Here is a 17229-nt window from a genome sequence, read left to right on the forward strand (position 1 = left end):
ACAGGGAGCACACATGAAAAAGGAAGTCTGGTTCTTCATCGGTGGTCTGGTCGCGTTTTTCCTGAGCACCCTCTTCATTCCGCAGGGCATCTCGGATTTCGCGCGCGCCGCCGCCCTTGAAGAAGCCGTGCCATCGGGTGCCGGGCTCACCCTCGGCATTGGTGCGTTGCTCATCGTTGTTGCGATCACCTTGCTGGCAACCGGCTACGTAATTCGGCGCAAGAGCCTCACCATCGGCCATACGAGAGATTAGAGTCCCTGCTCCACCATTTCCAGCAGGCGCTGCGCGGCCGTAAGCCGCACTGCCGCGTCCAGCCCTCGCAGTGGACCGTCGATCACCAGCATGGCCAGCCCATGTACCGCCGACCAGGCGGCAAACTCGGCCCCCGGACGCCGGCTGGCTGCCAGCACTCCGCTATCCACCAGACCATCCAAAGCGTCGGACAGGAGCTGGAACGGCGTCCTGCCGTGGGGGCCCGCCGAATCTTCGACTGCAGCGTCCCGCAGATCCACGTGGTTCGCGAACGCTGTCCTGAACAGTCCCGGCTCGGTCTGGGCGAACCGGAGATAGCCGGCGCCCACCGCCCGTAGCTTCGCCTGCGCGAGCGCCGCAGCGCTCTCGTTCCCACGTTCACCACTGTCGTTGTCCCTGTAGTCACCAGCGATGGCTGACTGTTCCTCCTCCATGGCCGCCGCCAGCCGGGATTGCGCGGCCAGAGAGACGGCGCGCAACAGAGCGCCCTTGTCAGCGAAGTGGCGGTAAGCGGCGTTTGGCGTCACCCCGGCCCGGCGGGTTACCTCGCGGAGAACGACGGCGGCCGGCCCACCCTCGCGTGCCAGCTCGGTTCCCGCCTCGACCAGAGCCCGTCGCAGGTCACCGTGACGGTACGTGGTGCGGGGAGCAGACTGCTCGGTCACTGGTCCTAGCCTCTCCTCAACGTCGAAAGTTAACACCGTACACAAGTGTGTCATGGGGCGGTCCTGATATGGGAGTGCAGCTCATTCGTCAGATTGGTGCGGGCCGCGTCCAGCCAGCGGAGCTGCGCTGACTCAGTGCGGAACAGAGGATCCATCGCCAGCAGACGGCGGACGACGTCGGCGCGTCCGGCCGCAAAGTCCCCATCCGATACATGGGAGTATTCCTTCCGCACGGCAGCCACATACTGCCCATATCCGCGCATCGGTCGTCCCAGAACGGCTAGGTCCGCGTCGCAGAGAAGGTCACCCGCCCGGTCTCCCGGCTGTGGGCGGTGCGATGCAGTGAGCAGGATCAGCCGCACCACCTCGGCCGCCTCAGGAGCGGGCACCAGCCCCGCCAGCAACTCGTCGGCCAGAGCCGCCGAAGTGCGTTCATCCGCACCGGCGGAGCCCTCATAGACAGCGTCGTGAAACCAGGCGGCGAGCCGGACCCGTCGCCGCAAATTGTCGTCGTCGGCCGGGGAAAAGAGGACGTCGAGGGCCTCGAGCACGTCGAGGAGATGGGAGGGAGTGTGGTATTTCCGGTGCGTCTCCGCCCACCGGACCATCAGCTCCTCACCCAACCAGGGCTCCGTGGGTAGCACCGCATCCCAGCGGGCGAGGAGGGTCCGGCGCAGCCGCGGCGTCCGCTGGCGGGCCGGAATCCGCAGGCCGCTGCCAATGAGGATGCGGACCAGGGTTCCGCAGTCCACCTCCTGGGCTCCGGATGCCACCAGGGTGCTGTAGCAGCGGGCTGGGACGTCGTAGTGGTCGTCGTCGAACGCCCGCTCAGGGATCCCTGCCTCCGCGGCGAAGGCGTGAAGTTCGGCGACCGACTGGTCGGAAATCAGGTGGGAAAATTCGGTCCCGTGCGCTGGCCAGAGCGGGGGGTCGATGTAGATGACCATCACTCCAGCCTACCGGCGCGCAGCCTGTGGCCTGGCTCCAAACTGGCGCCGCGGCGGTGACGAAATTACGTATATACAGGACCTTCCGGCTGTGCCATTGTTTACAGTGTTCACATCAGTTATCCACTGAACCGAGGACCCTATGACGACAACACTTCTTGCCATTGGCACCAAAAAAGGCCTATGGCTCGCGACCAGCACCGACCGGCAGTCCTGGACCCTGTCCGAACCACACTTCCTGATGCAGGAAGTAGCCAGCGTCGGAATCGATACCCGTGACGGACGCACCAGGATCATGGTGGGGATGCTCTCCTATCACTGGGGTCCAACAGTGGTCTACTCCGATGATCTGGGCGCCACCTGGTCCGAACCCGAGCAGGGCGCCATCAAGTTTTCCGAAGGCGACGGAGCCGCCGTCGAGCGGATCTGGCAGCTCCAACCGGATTCGGCTGGTCGCCCCGGCGTCGTCTGGGCGGGCTGCGAACCCATCTCCGTCTGGAAGTCGACCGACTACGGAGAGCACTTTGAACTGAACCGGGGGTTGTGGGATCACCCGCACCGCTCCGAATGGGGTGCAGGTTTCGGCGGCGCAGCAGCCCACTCGGTGGTTCCGAGTCCAGCCGACGACACCGTCCACGTGGCCATGAGCACCGGGGGCGTATATCGGTCCGACGACGGTGGATCCTCCTGGGCGCCGCGGAACAAGGGCATCTCCGCCTATTTCATGCCCGATCCCAGCCCCGAATTCGGACAGTGTGTCCATAAGATCGCCCGCGACTCGGTGGAACCCAACCGGCTGTATGCGCAGAACCATCACGGCGTCTACCGCTCCGACAACGGCGCCGAAACCTGGGAATCCATTGCCGAGGGGCTGCCCGCTGACTTCGGTTTCGTGATGCTCACCCACCCGAACCGCACCGGCACCGCCTGGGTCATCCCGTTGAAGGCCGACGGCGAACGCATCCCACCCGAGGCCAAACTGGCCGTGCATCGCACCAACGACGCCGGCGCCTCCTGGACCCGCCTCGATCACGGTCTGCCTGAGGGCGAGTACAACGCCGTCCTGCGGGATGCGGCCGGCGTGGACACGCTCGAACCGGCCGGTGTGTACTTCGGCACCCGCGGGGGGACCGTCTATGCCAGCGCCAACGAGGGCGCCACGTTCGCCGAGGTCGCCTCCCACCTACCGGACGTTTTGTGCGTCCGGGCTGCCGCCGTCGTTGGCTACTAAATGGAGCTCCCCATCGGCGCGGTGACAGTTCTGATCCCAACCCTGCTGCGGCCGTTGATCGGGGACCGGTCCCGGGTGCCCCTTGCGACGGCGGCCCCTGTACCGCTGGCGAAACTCCTCGACAATCTTCACCACGGGTACCCGGTGTTTGCCCGCCGCATCCGCGATGAGACGGGTGCGCTGCGCCGGTACGTCAATGTGTACGTCGATGGGGAAGATGTGCGCCGGATGGAAGGGCTCTCGACGCCGGTTCCGCCCGGCGCCGAGGTGATGATCGTGCAGTCGGTGGCTGGCGGGTAGCAGGAAAGTAAGGTAGGGAATGGATGCCGTTGACGAGGCTCTTGCCGCGCTCGATCAGCCGGAGCGGACCTGTCTCGAGCGGGTCATCACCTGGCTACAGGGTGATCTTGACGGATTTTCCTTCTCCAAAGGGACTATCCACTTCATGCCGGACCACTCTCGGCTCGGCTTAGTCTAGGCTGTGCAGGTAGCCCAAACCAGCCGCAAGGAGCCGCACCGCCGATGACAACCTCGTCCGGCCCAACTCACCAGGTTGGCGGAAGACTACGGTCCGCCGCCGATGCGCTGCGGACCCAGTTGTGGCCGCTACCCATCTTCGCCGTGGTGGTGGCTATTGGGTTGGGAATCTGGCTACCCATGGTCGATGCCGCTGTTGGCGACAACATGCCGGAGACGGTATCCAATCTCTTGATCGGCGGCGGCCCCGATGCCGCGCGAGCCATCCTGGAAGCGACTGCTGGGTCGCTGATCACCGCAACCTCATTGACGTTCTCCCTGACTGTGGTCACCCTACAGTTGGCCAGCAGCCAATTTTCTCCTCGCCTCCTACGAACCTTCACCGGCGATCGCGTTGTGCACGCGACGCTGGCCCTGTTCCTCGGCACCTTCGCCTACGCGCTGACAGTGTTGCGGACGGTTCGCTCGGGGTACGACAATGAAGAGCCATTCGTTCCTCATCTGGCGGTAACGCTCGCTTTCCTGCTTGCGATTGGGAGCATCGTTGGACTGGTGTTCTTCCTTGCTCACCTGGCCCGGGAAATTCGGGCCGAAACGATCATGCGCAAGGTTCACGGAGACACGGCGAACACCATCGAACGGGTCTACCCGGACCGACACAGATCCACCAGACCGGTACTACCGGAGGCCCCCAATTCCGCCGTGTTGATTTGTGCATCCCGGTCCGGATTCCTGACCGGGATCGACGAGAAACGGCTCCTCGCCGCCGCGGTGAAGCACCAGGCAATTGTGAGAGTTGACTCCCAGGTCGGGTCTTCCCTTGTCAAGAGAATTCCGGCTGCCGTCGGCTGGGTGCGCAGCGGCGGCCCGAGCATGGATGAGGAGGCGTTGGAACAATTCCGGAAAGACATTGCATCCACATTCACCACCGGATTCGAACGAACCGCTGTGCAGGATGTGGCCTTCGGGTTCCGGCAACTCATCGACGTCGCGGCCAAGGCACTGTCCCCCGGCATCAACGATCCGACAACTGCCATCCACGTGCTCGGCCACACAGCGGCCCTATTATGCGATCTCGCACAGCGCGACCTCGGATCGCGGGTACTGCGCGACGACGACGGCCAGGTCCGCGTGATTCTTCACCGACCAGACTTTGCCGCGCTCCTGAACATCACCCTCGACCAACCGGTCCTTTACGGAAGTTCCGACCCGGCGGTGATTGATCGAGTTCTCAGTCTGCTGCAGGAGATCGCGTGGCGCGCCGCTAAGGAAGATCAGGCCGCCATCCGGGAGCAACTGCGCAGGGTCACGACGGCAATCCAGCAGGGGTCCCATCCACCAGCGATACTGGTGCACCTCGACCGGCGGGCTGGGGACGTCGAGCGTGCCCTCAGCGGCGTGTGGTCGCCGAGGGCATCTGATGGGGGCGACCTTGGGTAGGCGCGGGGACTAGAACCCGCCGCCTCCGCCGTCGACAGCCATATTGTTGAACCGGGAATAATGGCCCTGGAACCCGACGACGATAGTCTTCGTGGGACCGTTACGGTGCTTGGCGACAATCACGTCCGCTTCACCGGCGCGCGGGGATTCCTTGTCGTAGACGTCGTCCCGGTGCAGGAGGATCACCATGTCGGCGTCCTGCTCGATCGAACCACTCTCCCGGAGATCCGAAACCATCGGGCGTTTGTCGGTACGCTGCTCGGAGCCACGGTTAAGCTGCGACAGAGCCACCACTGGCACGTTCAACTCCTTCGCCAGCAACTTCAGTGCACGGGAGAACTCCGAGACCTCCTGCTGACGCGACTCGACGCGCTTGCCCGAGGACATGAGCTGTAGGTAATCAAGGACCACCAACTTGAGATCGTGACGTTGCTTCAACCGCCGGCACTTGGCCCTGATCTCCATCAGGGACATGTTGGGACTGTCATCAATGAACAGCGGAGCATCGTTCATCCGTCCCATGGTAGTAGCAATCTTGCCCCACTGTTCGTCCTTAATGGTGCCCTTACGCAGATCCTGCAGCCCGATCGTCGCCTCGGCTGAGAGCAGGCGCATGGCGATCTCATTGCGCCCCATTTCCAGGGAAAAGAACACGGTGGTCATGTTGTGCTTGATCGCCGCCGATCGTGCCCAGTCCAGGGCGAACGTCGACTTGCCCATCGCCGGCCTGGCCGCGACAACGATCATCTGCCCGCCGTGCAACCCCTGGGTCAACTCGTCGAGTTCAAAGAACCCAGTGGGCACACCAGTCATGCCCTCACCACGATGACCAGCCGACTCAATCTCATCGACGGTGCTCTCGATGATGTCCTTCAGCGCAACGTAGTCCTCGGCGCTGCGTCGCTCCGCAACCGCGTACACCTCGGCCTGGGCGGCGTTGACAATGTCATCCACCTCGCCGTCGTTTGAGTAGCCCAGCTGGACAATCTTGGTGCCGGCATTCACCAGACGGCGCAGCACCGCTCGCTCACGGACAATCTCCGCATAGAAGCCAGCGTTTGCGGCGGTCGGCACGGACTGGATCAGGGTGTGGAGGTAGGCCGGACCACCGATCCGGGAAATTTCGCCCCGCTTGGTGAGCTCATCAGACACGGTGACTGCGTCAGCAGGTTCGCCGCGGCCGTAGAGGTCGATAACCGCCTCGTAGATGCTTTCGTGGGCAGGCCGGTAAAAATCGACACCGCGCAGCACCTCCACGCAATCGGCGATGGCATCCTTCGATAACATCATTCCGCCGAGTACCGACTGTTCGGCAACCAGATCCTGCGGCGGGGTTCGAGTGAACTCCGGGGACCGGGTGTCCTCTTTTGACTCTGCGTGCGTGAGGGACACCGCTGCACTCTCTCTTCCAGTTGCCTACCCCGGGAACCAGCTCCGACGGATCGTCGTCTTCGGTCGTACCCGGCCTGATAATTGAGGTTTATCACCCGGCTCTGACAGTTTTAGCGTCTGGGATACTCCGCCACGGTAGTGCCGAAGCACCATCCTGCCAAACGAGTAATCCACAGGCCCTGTGGATTCACTGTGGATTACGCGGCGTGTCTTGTGCACAGGATGGGGACAAGGGTGTGGATAACGAAATACTTATCTGGCTCGTGCGGCCCTGACCTGCGGAAACACTCATGAACACCTGTGGAGTAAATGTTTCGGTCACCCAACGTTCATGCTCTACTTGCGTGTTGACAGATGGTCATTGAGGGCCTACTAGCAGAGTTATTCACCTGCTATCCACAGCCACAACGCCAGATGTGTAATACAGAGCTCCAGGATGCGGCGCCTCCCACTGGCCTGCATAACGGCAGACGCACCCTCATGAGCCGGCCCGAGCGAAGTATGCACAAAGAGGTATGTGCGAAACGTTCCGCCACTGCGTCAGCCTCGAAATATTCGACCCTGAGACGCTTGTCGCCCATTGGGCTTATCTGTAGTAGACCCTGGACCGAAGAAGCCTATGGTGTGTGGGCTTTCCCGCTCGCTCACTCCATCGCGGATTTGCCGCAAGGGCTCGGGCCAACCTAAGGGCAAGCTCTGGCGGTGGGTGTTATTCCGTCTCCGCAGATAGGGCAACGCGGTAGCCCACTCCACGGATAGTTTTTATCAGTTCGTCATGCCCAAGACGTTGAGAGAGCTTCCGTCGCAGATTTCCCATATGGACCTCGATCGCCCTTTCTTCTGCCCCACTCACGTAGGAGTAACCCCTGTACTCCTCACCCCGGACGACTCGCGCCAGTGCCGACTTGGTACGAACGGCCCCGTCACTTCGGAGCATCTCGTAGAGCAGATCAAATTCACTCTTGGTCAATGCCATTTCTTTAGTAGCGATCCTGACCGTTCGGGTTCCGCAATCGAGGGTAAGTTTCCCCCTACGGAAGAGGACCGACTGCTGCGGCGCCAGAGCGGGCAGGACAGAAGGTGATGTTATTTCAGTTAGTTTCCTAGAACCATCTCGAGGACGACGCAGCATCGCTTCAATTCGAGCTCTCAGCTCCCGAGGACGAAACGGTTTATAAATGAAGTCATCGGCGCCCAATTGGAGCGCTGTAAGCGTGTCGTGCTCGTCAATTCGAGCGCTTAACATAATGACGTAGCAGTCGCTGGTCTCACGGATACGCCGAAGTACTTCGTATCCGTCAATATCGGGGAGATCAACGTTGAGCGTGACCACGCATGGGGTGGACGCGCGGACGGCTTCCACCCCATCAAGCCCCGTGGTTCCTGCATGGACATCAAACCCCGCTTGCCGAAGCATCTCCACAACTGCGGTTTGGATGTCCAGGTCATCATCAATGACGACGGCGGTTCCGTAGGAACGAAAAAAATTAGGGGCATCTACCCTCACTTCGTTCTTCCGTCCGGTAGGGCCGTTACCTGTGGACGCATGCGCCGGTTAAGTCTTGACCCTAAGTAGCGGCCCTCACCCGGTAACTGCCTGACTTGGGGCGGCGAACCGAATCTCGATTGTTTCGAAGCTTGGATGTTTAGTGAAATGTTCAGACAATTATCTTTGATACGGAGGTGACACATAACCTAGGCCCTTGCTCTTCGGTAACCCGGCCGACCGCGAGGGCCCCGAAGCTTTGCGTCGCCGAGTCGCCCCGGGTTTGCCATTATCTATAAGCGAACGCCCATAGTAGAAATTTATTTGTGAAACGACACCGAGGGACCCGTTCAGGCGGGTGAGGACCCGAGTGTAGCGATGAAGGTAATCAGTGCATCCCGGAGCTTCTGGTCGGTGAGACCAAGATCTTCTACTCCCGATTCGCTCATTTGGTTTACGTGCTGGAGTAGCTCGTCTCCTTTGTTAGTGATCCGGGTTATCATCGACCGCCGGTCCGACGAGTCGCGTGTTCTGGAAATGAGGTCCTTGTATTCAAGTTTCTCGAGGACTTTTCCCATGGTCTGGGCCTGCACGTGCACCAGCTCAGCTAGGCCTGTCTGGCTGATTGGTCCGTTAGCTGATAAGGCTCTTAGTGTGATCATTGCTGCATGAGTGAGCCCTACTTCTCGAAGTCGCTGATTATAGAGTCGTTCGTTCAACCGGGCCGCCGTGCTGAGTAAACGACCGGTTGTCCAGTGTGTTGTGTTCAATGTATTTGCCACTTTCTTTCGATCGTCACTTCTGTTGGGGTGGAGACAACTAAGCCGTGGGTTGTGCCGATGACTGGATCTGGCGTGTTACCCAGTCCGTAAGGGGACGGCTGCATGCACCTCCATCGGGTGCGGGGCGGCTAATCAGGCAAACTGCCGGTGGTGGCCAAGCGGCTGCGAGCACTTCACTGAGACCAGTCCCGTCCATCGTTCTTGCCGATAACGAACTCATGATTTCCCTAACTAGAACTAGAATGCCCGACGGTAAATACTGCTGCACGCTAGATGGTAAAAATGGACTTTTCCGTGTGGATAGATACTGCCTCGGCGAAAGAGCTGCATTCGAGTGGAGTAAGCTCCAAAGGATGTTGCAATCGGTTTGTCTACGCTGTAGCTCCTACACCATAGAGTCTACAATGTAGATCCAAAATAGCAAGCCTACTTAGCGAAGGGGATTCGAGGAGTCTATGGATGAACCAAGAAAGATCGTCGATCTGCCTGGATCCGGGGACCCCGCTGGATCGTTCCAGGAGCCCCACAAGGGGAGTGATCCATCATCCAATACTGGGACCCGTCGGTCTCAGCTAAGCCGTGCTGTGGTCTTACGAGCTGCCCTTGAGCTGGTCGACGCGGACGGCCTTGAGTCGTTGACAATGCGACGCCTCGGGAACAAGCTGGGCAAGGATCCGATGGCGCTGTACCGTTACGCCGCGAATCGAGATGCACTGCTCGACGGCCTGACTGAGCTCTTGCTGGATCAATGGGTTATTCCGAGGGCCGGTCAGTCACCTTCGTGGCAGGACCAACTCCGGCATGCCGCCCACGACTTCCGGACTCTGGTTCTAAAGCATCCCCACGTTGTCCCGCTCCTCGTGACGCGTCCACTTTCCACACCATTAGGGCTCCGCCCTCTCGGCGCACTACGCCCCCTTGAGCAGATACTCGCAGTATTCAGTGATGCCGGGTTCAGGCCGGCGGACGCACTCCACGCCTATCGCGCCTACTACGGTTATCTGATCGGACACATCCTCAATGAGCTCGAAGAATTTGTGGTTAATCCCGATGAGGACGAGCTCGGACTACGACTAGGATTGCACCGGCTACCGAAAAAGGACTTTCCCCACCTCCGCCGGCTAGCATCTCTACTGCTGGACTACGACGGACAAGCCGAACTCGATCAGGGAATCACAATTCTCCTTCAGGGACTTCAGGCGCAACTCCACACTTCGGAACCTCGACCGCTCTGAGTAGTTCAATAAACCCATGGGTTAGATACGTTCCGGCTCTATCCTTCGCGCTGAACCGCGTCCAGGCACTAATGGTCAGTTCGGGGTTTTGCGCTCCACCTGGCGGGCCTGGCGGACGAGACAGACGAGCAGGAGAAGTTGGCCGGAGACAGCAAAAGGGACCCCCACTAGGCGGGAGCCCCTTTAGCCGTTCTCGAAGCGAGCGTCGAAGCTAGTTTGCGACGACGTTCAGGTCAATTACTGCTGAGACGTCGTCGTGCAGACGGACGTTCGCCTGGTAGGTACCGACCGACTTGATGTGGGCGGGCAGTTCTACCTTGCGCTTGTCGATGGTGCCGAGGCCTGCGGCCTCGACGGCCTTCGCCACGTCTTCAGCCTTGACGGTTCCGAACAGGCGTCCGGACTCGCCGGCCTTGACGGTCAACTGGACCGGCTTGGCGGAGAGAGCAGCTGCCTGCTTCTGGGCGTCCTCGAGCGTTGAGTGCTCGCGTGCGACGCGGGCAGCCTTGATCGACTCGACCTGCTTCTCGCCGCCCTTGGTCCAGGTGAGGGCGAAGCCGCGGGGAAGAAGGAAGTTACGTGCGTAACCGTTCTTGACCTCGACAATGTCGCCTGCAGCACCAAGACCGGTTACTTCATGGGTCAAAATGAGCTTTGCCATTGGGTTGGGTTCCTTTCCTTAACCGCGGCCTGCGCCGGAGTACGGCAGGAGGGCAACTTCACGGGCATTCTTGATTGCCTGCGCAATTTTGCGCTGCTCCTGCACGGTGACACCGGTGACGCGGCGGGCACGGATCTTTCCGCGGTCGGAAATGAACTTACGCAGCAACGCTACGTCCTTGTAGTCGATGACTGTGACGTCAGCGGCCTTCAGGGGATTGGACTTTGGTTTGGGCTTACGAAGTTCAGCCTTAGCCATCGTGGTGCTCCTTATGTCTGGTGGAGCCCGCAGAACGATTCTGCGGGATGGGAACTACTTGACGGGTTGCCGCTACCGAAAGCGGAGCGGTCCTGCCGATAAAGAAGGGTTAGAAGGGAGGCTCGGACGAGTCCGGGCCGTTGCCCCAGCCGGAGGAATTACCCCCGGAGGAGTTGCCTCCTGCGGGTGCGCCCCACGGATCGTCAGCCGGCTGCTGCGCCTGCTGACCGCCCTGCTGGCCGCCACCCCAACCTGAGTTGGAGTTGTTTCCGCCGCCACTGTTACCGCCACTGTTGCCGCCGAAACCACCACCGCCGCCACCGCCTGAGCGCTGGGTGCGGGTGACCTTGGCTGACGCGTAGCGCAGAGATGGACCGATCTCGTCCACCTCAAGTTCCATGACGGTGCGCTTTTCGCCTTCTTTGGTGTCGTACGAGCGTGACTTGAGACGACCCTGAGCGACGACGCGGGTTCCCTTGGTCAGGGTTTCCGCAACGTTCTCTGCCGCTTCACGCCATACTGACGCGCGGAGGAACAGCGTTTCGCCGTCCTTCCACTCGTTGGACTGGCGGTCGAAGGTCCGCGGCGTCGACGCAATGGTGAAATTAGCCACGGCCGAGCCTGACGGGGTGAAACGAAGTTCGGGATCGCTGGTGAGATTACCGACGACCGTAATGAGAGTCTCGCCTGCCATGGTGCCTCCTACTGTCACAGCCCACCGTGGTGGGCCTGGTCCTAAACTGTGAAGCCAAGCCGAAACTATTCGGCGGTGACCTTCTGCTCCTCGGGACGGATGATCTTGGTACGCATGATCGTCTCGTTGAGGCTCAGCTGGCGGTCAAGCTCGGCAGCGATCGCCGGCGTTGCGGTGAAGTTGACTACAGCGTAGAAACCTTCAGCCTTCTTCTTGATTTCGTAGGCCAGGCGACGACGTCCCCACAGGTCTACCTTGTCTACGGTGCCGCCGCCATTGCGGACGACATTCAGGAACTTGTCGAGCGAAGGCTCAACGGTACGTTCCTCGACATCGGGGTCGATGATTACCATCAATTCATATGCACGCATTTGTGAACCCACCTCCTCTGGGCTAAACGGTCACGGTCTTTCCGTAACAGGAGGTTCTGTTTGCGTTGACCTGCCTGACGCCTGGTTCCCCTTCCGGGCACCGACGTCAGCACAGCCTTAGCAATAATACCGGAGATTCCGGGCCCGGCCGAACCGTGTGGATAACTCGCTACGCGGGGGACGTGAAGAACAGTCCGGCGGCGCGAGACAGCCGGTGGGGGTCCTCGACCCCGCACAGTTCACGAGCCGAATGCATGGAGAGCAGGGGGGTGCCGACGTCGATCGTCCGGATGCCGAGCCGGGTGGCCGTCAGCGGGCCGATAGTGGAGCCGCACGGCATCACGTTGCTGGAGACGAACTCCTGGTACGGCACTTCCGCGTCGTCACACAGCCGCGCCCAGTAGGCGGCGCCGGGAGCGTCGGTGGTGTACCGCTGGTTGGCGTTGATTTTCAGGAGCGGACCGCCGCCGAGAATGGGACGGTTCGCTGGGTCGTGGCGTTCGGCGTAATTGGGGTGCACCGCGTGACCGGCATCTGCTGAAACGCAAAATGAGACGGCAAACGCCCTTCTGCGTTCTTCGGCGCCCGCGCCCAGCCCACCCGAAATGCGGTGCAGAACGTCTACAAGGAACGGACCGCTGGCCCCGGACCGTGAGGCGCTGCCCACCTCTTCGTGGTCAAACGCGGCCAGCACGGCGATCGGTCCGTCCATCAAACCGGCCTCCCCCGCGGCGATCAGAGCAACCAGGCCGGCATGTACCGAGGTCAGGTTGTCGAGCCGGCCGGCGGCGAAGAACGCTCCATCGGCGCCGAAAACCTGACCCTCCTGCGCGTCAGCGACCCCGATGTCGTACCCACCGATGTCAGCCGCAGCAATCCCTGCCGAGTCGGCCAACAACTCCAGGACGTCCGCCTCGCGGGGATCTCCCAGTCCCCAGACAGGATTCATGTGCTGCTGTTTGTCCAGGGTGAGCCCGTCGTTGACCGCGCGGTCGAGGTGGATGGCGAGCTGGGGGAACCGCAGGAGGGGTGCTGTGGAGACGAGGTGCTCGACGCCGTCGTGGGTCACCAGCCTGCCGGCGAGGGCCAGTTCACGGTCTAGCCAGGAATTGAGCAGCGGTCCGCCGTAGATTTCGACGCCGGCCTGCAGCCAGCCGTGCCGCCCGGTGGTCGGCTTTGGCTTCAGTTTGAACCCGGGCGAATCGGTGTGCGCGCCCAGGATGTGGAACCGGGTTATAGGAGTGGCGTTGGCGGGAGTCACCCAGGCGATGAGGGCGCCGTCGCGGATTACCAGGAATCTACCCGTCTCCGCGGCCCACGCGTCGGTTTCGTCCAGTCGGACAAACCCTGCAGCCTCCAGCCGGGCGGCACCCTCGGCCGCTGCGTGGAAACTCGACGGTGAGGCGCCGATGTAGCTGCCGAGATCGGTGATGTGCTGGAGGGCGGTCATGGAACCGAGCCTATCAACCTCAGTAATCCTGACTCTGGCTGGGGACCACCAGGCCCGACTCGTAGGCATAGACCACTGCCTGCACCCGATCCCGCAGGTGCAGCTTGGTGAAGATCCTCCGTACATGGGTCTTCACTGTGGCCTCGGATAGGAAGAATTTGTGGGCGAGTTCAGCGTTGGAGAGACCCTCGGCGATAGCCCCCAGCACTTCCCGTTCCCGGGGAGTCAGGTCGTCCAACAGCGGATCGGCGGAGGGCGGAGCCGCCTGGGATGGCAGCGACCGCACGTAGGTTTCCAGCAGGCGGCGGGTCACCCGCGGCGCCACCACTGCGTCCCCGCTGGCGACCACCCGTACCGCGTGGACCAGCTCGGCCGGGGCCACATCCTTGAGGAGGAAGGCTGAGGCGCCGGCCTGAAGACCCGCGAAGGCATACTCGTCAAGATCAAAGGTGGTCAGGATGATGATGCGTGAACCGGAGCCCGACGCGGTGATGAGCCGGGTCGCCTCGATCCCGTCCATGATGGGCATTCTGACGTCCATCAGCACGACGTCGGGTGCGAGGGAGGTCGCGAGCCGCACCCCCTCAGCGCCGTCGGATGCTTCGCCAACAATTTCGACGCCGTCCTCGCCCTCAAGGATGAGCCGGAAACCCATGCGCAGCAGGGGTTGGTCGTCGACGAGCAGGATTCTGAGGTGGTCACTGGGCGGCGGGTCGCCGGCGCCTGGCTCGTCGACCATAAGCTCATCAGGCTCTTTGGACACGTGGTGCTCCCCTATTGGTGGATTGTTGGTCTTCGGGGATCACCAGGCGCGCGTCAACCACCCACCCGTTCTCGGGTCCCGGACCGCAGCTAATAGTCCCTGCGTAGATGGAGGCCCGCTCCTGCATTCCAGCAATTCCCTGCCCCGATCCAACCGAGACCACCGGCCCCATACTGCCGCGGCCGTCGTCGGACACCCGCACTCTGACCATGGTGCCGGTGCGCGCAATCGCTACATCGACGATGGTCACGCTTTTGCCGTACCGCAGCACGTTGGTCAGGGATTCCTGGATGATGCGGTAAACGGTGAGTTGGAAGGCTGGGTTATCAGGCAAGCCCGGACCCGAGAGACCCAGGCGGATGGGCAACCCGGCTACCCGGAATCCGTCGAGGAGCGTTGACAGCGACCCGGCCGCCGGCAGTGGTTCCCGCGGCGCGGCATTCGGGCTTTCACGCAGCACTCCGAGCACCCGGCGCATGTCGGCTAGCGCCGTCCGTCCGCTGGCTGAGAGTTCGTCCAGTACCTCCCGGGCGCGGTCCTGGTCCCGCTTCATCACGACGGCAGCTCCATCGGAGAGGGCGATCATCACCGACAGGGAGTGCGCGACGACGTCGTGCATCTCCCGGGCGATCCGGTTGCGTTCAGTCGCGGACGCAAGTTCGGCGTTGCGGATGGCCCAGTCGCGGAGTGCAGTCTCATGCTGCCGACCCCGGCGGGTAGTGACCCCGAACCCGATCGCGAGGAAGTACCACATCAGGACGAAGCCCATCACGATCCAGACCAGGTACGGCGCCTCTTCGACGAACAGTGCATCAACAAACCAAAGGGGGGTAATCGAAAACAGTGCTGCCCCAGTTAGGGCCCAGAGCGCGGTGCGGAAAGGATGCCGCACGGCCACTGCGTATGAGGCGAACCACACGCCGATCCCGACGCTCGCCTGGCCCTCCGACGTGAAAAGGCTCATCCACTCAAGGCCTACCAGCATACCCAGGACAATTAACGGGCGGTGCCTGCGCCAGAAGAGGACCACACCAGCTGTAACGACGGGGATCAGGGCGAGCCATTGATCTGATATGACGGTGGCGGTGATCGCTTGCGGCAGGCTGGTGGCGAGGTAGATCAGAACCACCAGGGCATCGGTCACCCGGGGGTGGCTCCGGAAATAGCGTCGGAACGGGCCGAGCCGTTTCGCGTTGAGTTCGGTGAAGGAGGCGGCGGCCGTTCGCTCCGCCGCCCCTTCCACCGAGACTTTTTCACTCATGGAGTGAGCTTATCGGGCCGTCGCGGACGGGCGTCTTACACGTCCCGCTGCTTGGTGACCAGCAGGGATATTGCCAGCAGCACCAGTGCCCAGGTACCGAGCACCAGTGCCCCCTGCCACTGGTGGAGTGCCCCGTCGGCAATGGTGATGGCCACCATCTGCTCGCCGGCGCTGCTGGGGAGGAAGCGGGCGGCGTCGGGAATCCAGTCGGCGATACCCGCCAGCAGGGTTGCAACGAGGATCGGGAGGATCAGTAGCAAACCGATCGTGGTGACCACCCCGCCGGCCGTGTTGCGGAGCAAGGTTCCAATCGACATGGCGATTACGGCCATCAGGGCGAGCACCGAACCGGTGTTGATAATGTGCATCAACACGCCCTCGTCACCTAGCCTGAACTCGAGTCCTGATGGAGTCAGGATGGGCTGTGCGATGAGGTAGCTGACTAGGGCAGAGCCTGCGCCGACGACGAAAGCCACCACGGCGAACACCAGCTGCTTGGCGAGGAGGGCGGGAATACGCTTTGGTACGGCCACCATCGTGGAGCGAATCATTCCCGTGCCCCATTCGGAGGCGATCAAGACAACTCCGAGCGAGCCGATCAGCAACTGGCCGAAGATCAGTCCGGAGCCTGGGATGGTACTGGTGATTGAGGCGGCGTCCGGAGCCCCCTGCATCTGGGCGGCCATCTCCGGGTCTCCCTGGAGATCCAGCAGGACAGTGGTCTGCCAGGCGAAGAGGGCAGCGAGTCCAATCATCACCACGACCGTGATGGACAGCATGATGACTGTTGAGGGAAGGGTAACTAGCTTGATCCATTCCGACTTGAGAGTCCGCATGAAGTTAACGCCGCTACCCTGGGTTGCGCGGCGCGGCGGCGCTGTGACTGCTGTGTGAGACATGGCTACTTTCCTTCCCCGACGCCGGCGGTCTGAGCTGTCTGCGGGAGGTCATGCGAGTGGTATTCGACTGAATCGTTGGTGAGTTGCATGTACGCCTCTTCGAGGGAGGCCTGCAGGGGTGTGAGTTCGTAAACCAGCACCCGGTTGTCGAGGGCAGCCCGGGCGATACGGTGGGAATCTGCCCCGGTGACCTCAAGTAGTTCGGGTTCCAACTGCTTCGACGTCACGCCGTCGCCGGCGAGCGCACGGATCAATTCGCCCGGGTTGTCGGTGCGGACCCTGGTGCGGGTCTGACCCTGATCGGAGATGATCTGCTCAATGGGCGCGTCGGCGATGATCCGCCCGCGGCCAATCACGATCAGGTGGTCGGCGGTCAATGCCATTTCCGACATCAGGTGGGAGGACAGGAACACGGTGCGCCCTTCGGCGGCGAGCCCCTTGGCGAGGTGGCGGACCCACTGGACGCCTTCTGGATCAAGTCCGTTGACCGGCTCGTCGAGGATCACCGTGCGGGGATCGCCCAGGAGGGCGCAGGCAATGCCGAGGCGTTGACCCATGCCGAGGGAAAACCCACCGACCCGCTTTTTGGCGACGGGGCCCAGCCCGGTCATTTCGATGACTTCCTTGACCCGGCTGTTGGGAATACCGTGGGTTGCCGCCATGGCGCGCAGGTGGCTGTAGGCGGTGCGCTTGGTGTGGACGGCCTTCGCGTCCAGGAGGGCGCCCACCTCACGGAGCGGGGCACGGTGATCGGCGTAGCGCCGCCCGTTGACCGTGACAGTGCCCGTGGAGGGGTTGTCCAGTCCGACAATCATCCGCATGGTGGTCGACTTACCGGCGCCGTTGGGACCAAGGAAGCCGGTTACCTTGCCGGGGTGAACGGTGAATGACACGCTGTCCACCGCCGTTTTGGACCCATAGCGCTTCGCCAGGCCTCGTGCCTCAATCATGGCTACGTCCTTAA

The 17229-nt window shown here is 62.0% G+C and carries 20 protein-coding genes and 1 riboswitch; of the genes, 6 read left to right on the forward strand and 14 right to left on the reverse strand.

Going from position 1 to position 17229, the window contains the following annotated elements; all coding sequences use genetic code 11:
- The first annotated feature begins 13 nt into the window (after positions 1 to 13).
- The gene (locus ACX80A_RS04410) at positions 14 to 253 is read left to right on the forward strand and encodes a hypothetical protein (RefSeq protein WP_459258474.1); all 240 of its coding nucleotides are present in this window, start codon (positions 14 to 16) and stop codon (positions 251 to 253) included.
- Here ACX80A_RS04410 and ACX80A_RS04415 read toward each other — a convergent pair.
- Positions 250 to 918, reverse strand: coding sequence for a TetR/AcrR family transcriptional regulator (locus ACX80A_RS04415; RefSeq protein WP_459258475.1), 669 nt, complete (start codon positions 916 to 918; stop codon positions 250 to 252). The genes ACX80A_RS04410 and ACX80A_RS04415 overlap by 4 nt on opposite strands.
- 50 nt (positions 919 to 968) lie before the next feature.
- Entirely contained in the window at positions 969 to 1865 is an 897-nt protein-coding gene (locus ACX80A_RS04420) for a DUF4031 domain-containing protein (protein ID WP_459258476.1), read from the reverse strand.
- 142 nt (positions 1866 to 2007) lie between these two features.
- Here ACX80A_RS04420 and ACX80A_RS04425 point away from each other — a divergent pair, with 142 nt between their 5' ends.
- Genes ACX80A_RS04425 through ACX80A_RS04440 form a run of 4 tightly spaced genes read left to right on the forward strand, consistent with a single transcriptional unit; the run spans position 2008 to position 5013 of the window.
- Positions 2008 to 3096, forward strand: coding sequence for a WD40/YVTN/BNR-like repeat-containing protein (locus ACX80A_RS04425; RefSeq protein ID WP_459258477.1), 1089 nt, complete (start codon positions 2008 to 2010; stop codon positions 3094 to 3096).
- Positions 3097 to 3396, forward strand: coding sequence for a MoaD/ThiS family protein (locus ACX80A_RS04430; RefSeq protein WP_459258478.1), 300 nt, complete (start codon positions 3097 to 3099; stop codon positions 3394 to 3396).
- 19 nt (positions 3397 to 3415) lie between these two features.
- Positions 3416 to 3574: a hypothetical protein gene (locus tag ACX80A_RS04435; protein ID WP_459258479.1), complete on the forward strand. Its 159-nt coding sequence runs from the start codon at positions 3416 to 3418 to the stop codon at positions 3572 to 3574.
- Positions 3575 to 3618: 44 nt separating this feature from the next.
- Positions 3619 to 5013, forward strand: a complete 1395-nt coding sequence (locus ACX80A_RS04440; RefSeq protein ID WP_459258480.1) for a DUF2254 domain-containing protein — start codon at positions 3619 to 3621, stop codon at positions 5011 to 5013.
- 9 nt (positions 5014 to 5022) lie between these two features.
- Here the strand turns inward: ACX80A_RS04440 and dnaB are convergent, their stop codons facing one another.
- The 3 genes from dnaB to ACX80A_RS04455 all read right to left on the reverse strand — a co-directional run bounded on the left by dnaB (position 5023) and on the right by ACX80A_RS04455 (position 8673).
- Positions 5023 to 6405 (reverse strand): replicative DNA helicase, encoded by a 1383-nt coding sequence (gene dnaB, locus ACX80A_RS04445; protein WP_459258481.1) that lies wholly within the window; start codon positions 6403 to 6405, stop codon positions 5023 to 5025.
- A 709-nt stretch (positions 6406 to 7114) separates the two neighbouring features.
- Positions 7115 to 7912 (reverse strand): response regulator transcription factor, encoded by a 798-nt coding sequence (locus ACX80A_RS04450; protein ID WP_459258482.1) that lies wholly within the window; start codon positions 7910 to 7912, stop codon positions 7115 to 7117.
- Between the two features lie 202 nt (positions 7913 to 8114).
- Positions 8115 to 8189: riboswitch (cyclic di-GMP riboswitch) on the reverse strand.
- Between the two features lie 52 nt (positions 8190 to 8241).
- A complete protein-coding gene (locus ACX80A_RS04455; protein ID WP_459258483.1) occupies positions 8242 to 8673 on the reverse strand; it encodes a MarR family winged helix-turn-helix transcriptional regulator in 432 nt (143 codons plus the stop codon).
- Positions 8674 to 9257: 584 nt separating this feature from the next.
- Here ACX80A_RS04455 and ACX80A_RS04460 point away from each other — a divergent pair.
- On the forward strand, positions 9258 to 9908 hold the full coding sequence (locus ACX80A_RS04460) for a TetR/AcrR family transcriptional regulator C-terminal domain-containing protein (RefSeq protein WP_459258484.1): 651 nt from the start codon (positions 9258 to 9260) through the stop codon (positions 9906 to 9908).
- Between the two features lie 211 nt (positions 9909 to 10119).
- Here ACX80A_RS04460 and rplI read toward each other — a convergent pair whose 3' ends face one another.
- The 9 genes from rplI to ACX80A_RS04505 all read right to left on the reverse strand — a co-directional run bounded on the left by rplI (position 10120) and on the right by ACX80A_RS04505 (position 17215).
- Positions 10120 to 10569: a 50S ribosomal protein L9 gene (gene rplI, locus ACX80A_RS04465; protein ID WP_459258485.1), complete on the reverse strand. Its 450-nt coding sequence runs from the start codon at positions 10567 to 10569 to the stop codon at positions 10120 to 10122.
- 18 nt (positions 10570 to 10587) lie between these two features.
- The gene (gene rpsR, locus ACX80A_RS04470) at positions 10588 to 10827 is read right to left on the reverse strand and encodes a 30S ribosomal protein S18 (protein ID WP_005273147.1); all 240 of its coding nucleotides are present in this window, start codon (positions 10825 to 10827) and stop codon (positions 10588 to 10590) included.
- Positions 10828 to 10936: 109 nt separating this feature from the next.
- Positions 10937 to 11521, reverse strand: a complete 585-nt coding sequence (locus ACX80A_RS04475; RefSeq protein ID WP_019482096.1) for a single-stranded DNA-binding protein — start codon at positions 11519 to 11521, stop codon at positions 10937 to 10939.
- Between the two features lie 65 nt (positions 11522 to 11586).
- Positions 11587 to 11892 (reverse strand): 30S ribosomal protein S6, encoded by a 306-nt coding sequence (gene rpsF, locus ACX80A_RS04480; protein ID WP_459258486.1) that lies wholly within the window; start codon positions 11890 to 11892, stop codon positions 11587 to 11589.
- Positions 11893 to 12061: 169 nt separating this feature from the next.
- Positions 12062 to 13342 (reverse strand): M18 family aminopeptidase, encoded by a 1281-nt coding sequence (locus ACX80A_RS04485; RefSeq protein WP_459258487.1) that lies wholly within the window; start codon positions 13340 to 13342, stop codon positions 12062 to 12064.
- Positions 13343 to 13361: 19 nt separating this feature from the next.
- Positions 13362 to 14081 (reverse strand): response regulator, encoded by a 720-nt coding sequence (locus ACX80A_RS04490; protein ID WP_459258825.1) that lies wholly within the window; start codon positions 14079 to 14081, stop codon positions 13362 to 13364.
- A gap of 7 nt (positions 14082 to 14088) precedes the next feature.
- Positions 14089 to 15366 carry a sensor histidine kinase gene (locus ACX80A_RS04495; RefSeq protein ID WP_459258488.1) on the reverse strand — a complete coding sequence of 426 codons (1278 nt, stop codon included), beginning with the start codon at positions 15364 to 15366 and terminating at the stop codon, positions 14089 to 14091.
- Positions 15367 to 15401: 35 nt separating this feature from the next.
- The gene (locus ACX80A_RS04500; RefSeq protein WP_459258489.1) at positions 15402 to 16265 is read right to left on the reverse strand and encodes an ABC-2 transporter permease; all 864 of its coding nucleotides are present in this window, start codon (positions 16263 to 16265) and stop codon (positions 15402 to 15404) included.
- 2 nt (positions 16266 to 16267) lie between these two features.
- A complete protein-coding gene (locus ACX80A_RS04505; RefSeq protein WP_459258490.1) occupies positions 16268 to 17215 on the reverse strand; it encodes an ABC transporter ATP-binding protein in 948 nt (315 codons plus the stop codon).
- Between the last annotated feature and the right edge of the window lie 14 nt (positions 17216 to 17229).

This window comes from Arthrobacter sp. TMN-50 (genome assembly GCF_054511125.1).

What these genes read in the sequence shown, in the direction of transcription:
- ACX80A_RS04410 (WP_459258474.1), top strand. Translation starts at nt 14, where the DNA reads ATGAAAAAGGAAGTCTGGTTCTTCATCGGTGGTCTGGTCGCGTTTTTC.
- rplI (WP_459258485.1), bottom strand. Translation starts at nt 10,569, where the DNA reads ATGGCAAAGCTCATTTTGACCCATGAAGTAACCGGTCTTGGTGCTGCA.
- rpsF (WP_459258486.1), bottom strand. Translation starts at nt 11,892, where the DNA reads ATGCGTGCATATGAATTGATGGTAATCATCGACCCCGATGTCGAGGAA.
- ACX80A_RS04420 (WP_459258476.1), bottom strand. Translation starts at nt 1,865, where the DNA reads ATGGTCATCTACATCGACCCCCCGCTCTGGCCAGCGCACGGGACCGAA.
- ACX80A_RS04505 (WP_459258490.1), bottom strand. Translation starts at nt 17,215, where the DNA reads ATGATTGAGGCACGAGGCCTGGCGAAGCGCTATGGGTCCAAAACGGCG.
- ACX80A_RS04435 (WP_459258479.1), top strand. Translation starts at nt 3,416, where the DNA reads ATGGATGCCGTTGACGAGGCTCTTGCCGCGCTCGATCAGCCGGAGCGG.
- ACX80A_RS04490 (WP_459258825.1), bottom strand. Translation starts at nt 14,081, where the DNA reads ATGGTCGACGAGCCAGGCGCCGGCGACCCGCCGCCCAGTGACCACCTC.
- rpsR (WP_005273147.1), bottom strand. Translation starts at nt 10,827, where the DNA reads ATGGCTAAGGCTGAACTTCGTAAGCCCAAACCAAAGTCCAATCCCCTG.
- ACX80A_RS04500 (WP_459258489.1), bottom strand. Translation starts at nt 16,265, where the DNA reads ATGTCTCACACAGCAGTCACAGCGCCGCCGCGCCGCGCAACCCAGGGT.
- ACX80A_RS04440 (WP_459258480.1), top strand. Translation starts at nt 3,619, where the DNA reads ATGACAACCTCGTCCGGCCCAACTCACCAGGTTGGCGGAAGACTACGG.
- ACX80A_RS04475 (WP_019482096.1), bottom strand. Translation starts at nt 11,521, where the DNA reads ATGGCAGGCGAGACTCTCATTACGGTCGTCGGTAATCTCACCAGCGAT.
- ACX80A_RS04495 (WP_459258488.1), bottom strand. Translation starts at nt 15,366, where the DNA reads ATGAGTGAAAAAGTCTCGGTGGAAGGGGCGGCGGAGCGAACGGCCGCC.
- ACX80A_RS04425 (WP_459258477.1), top strand. Translation starts at nt 2,008, where the DNA reads ATGACGACAACACTTCTTGCCATTGGCACCAAAAAAGGCCTATGGCTC.
- ACX80A_RS04485 (WP_459258487.1), bottom strand. Translation starts at nt 13,342, where the DNA reads ATGACCGCCCTCCAGCACATCACCGATCTCGGCAGCTACATCGGCGCC.
- ACX80A_RS04430 (WP_459258478.1), top strand. Translation starts at nt 3,097, where the DNA reads ATGGAGCTCCCCATCGGCGCGGTGACAGTTCTGATCCCAACCCTGCTG.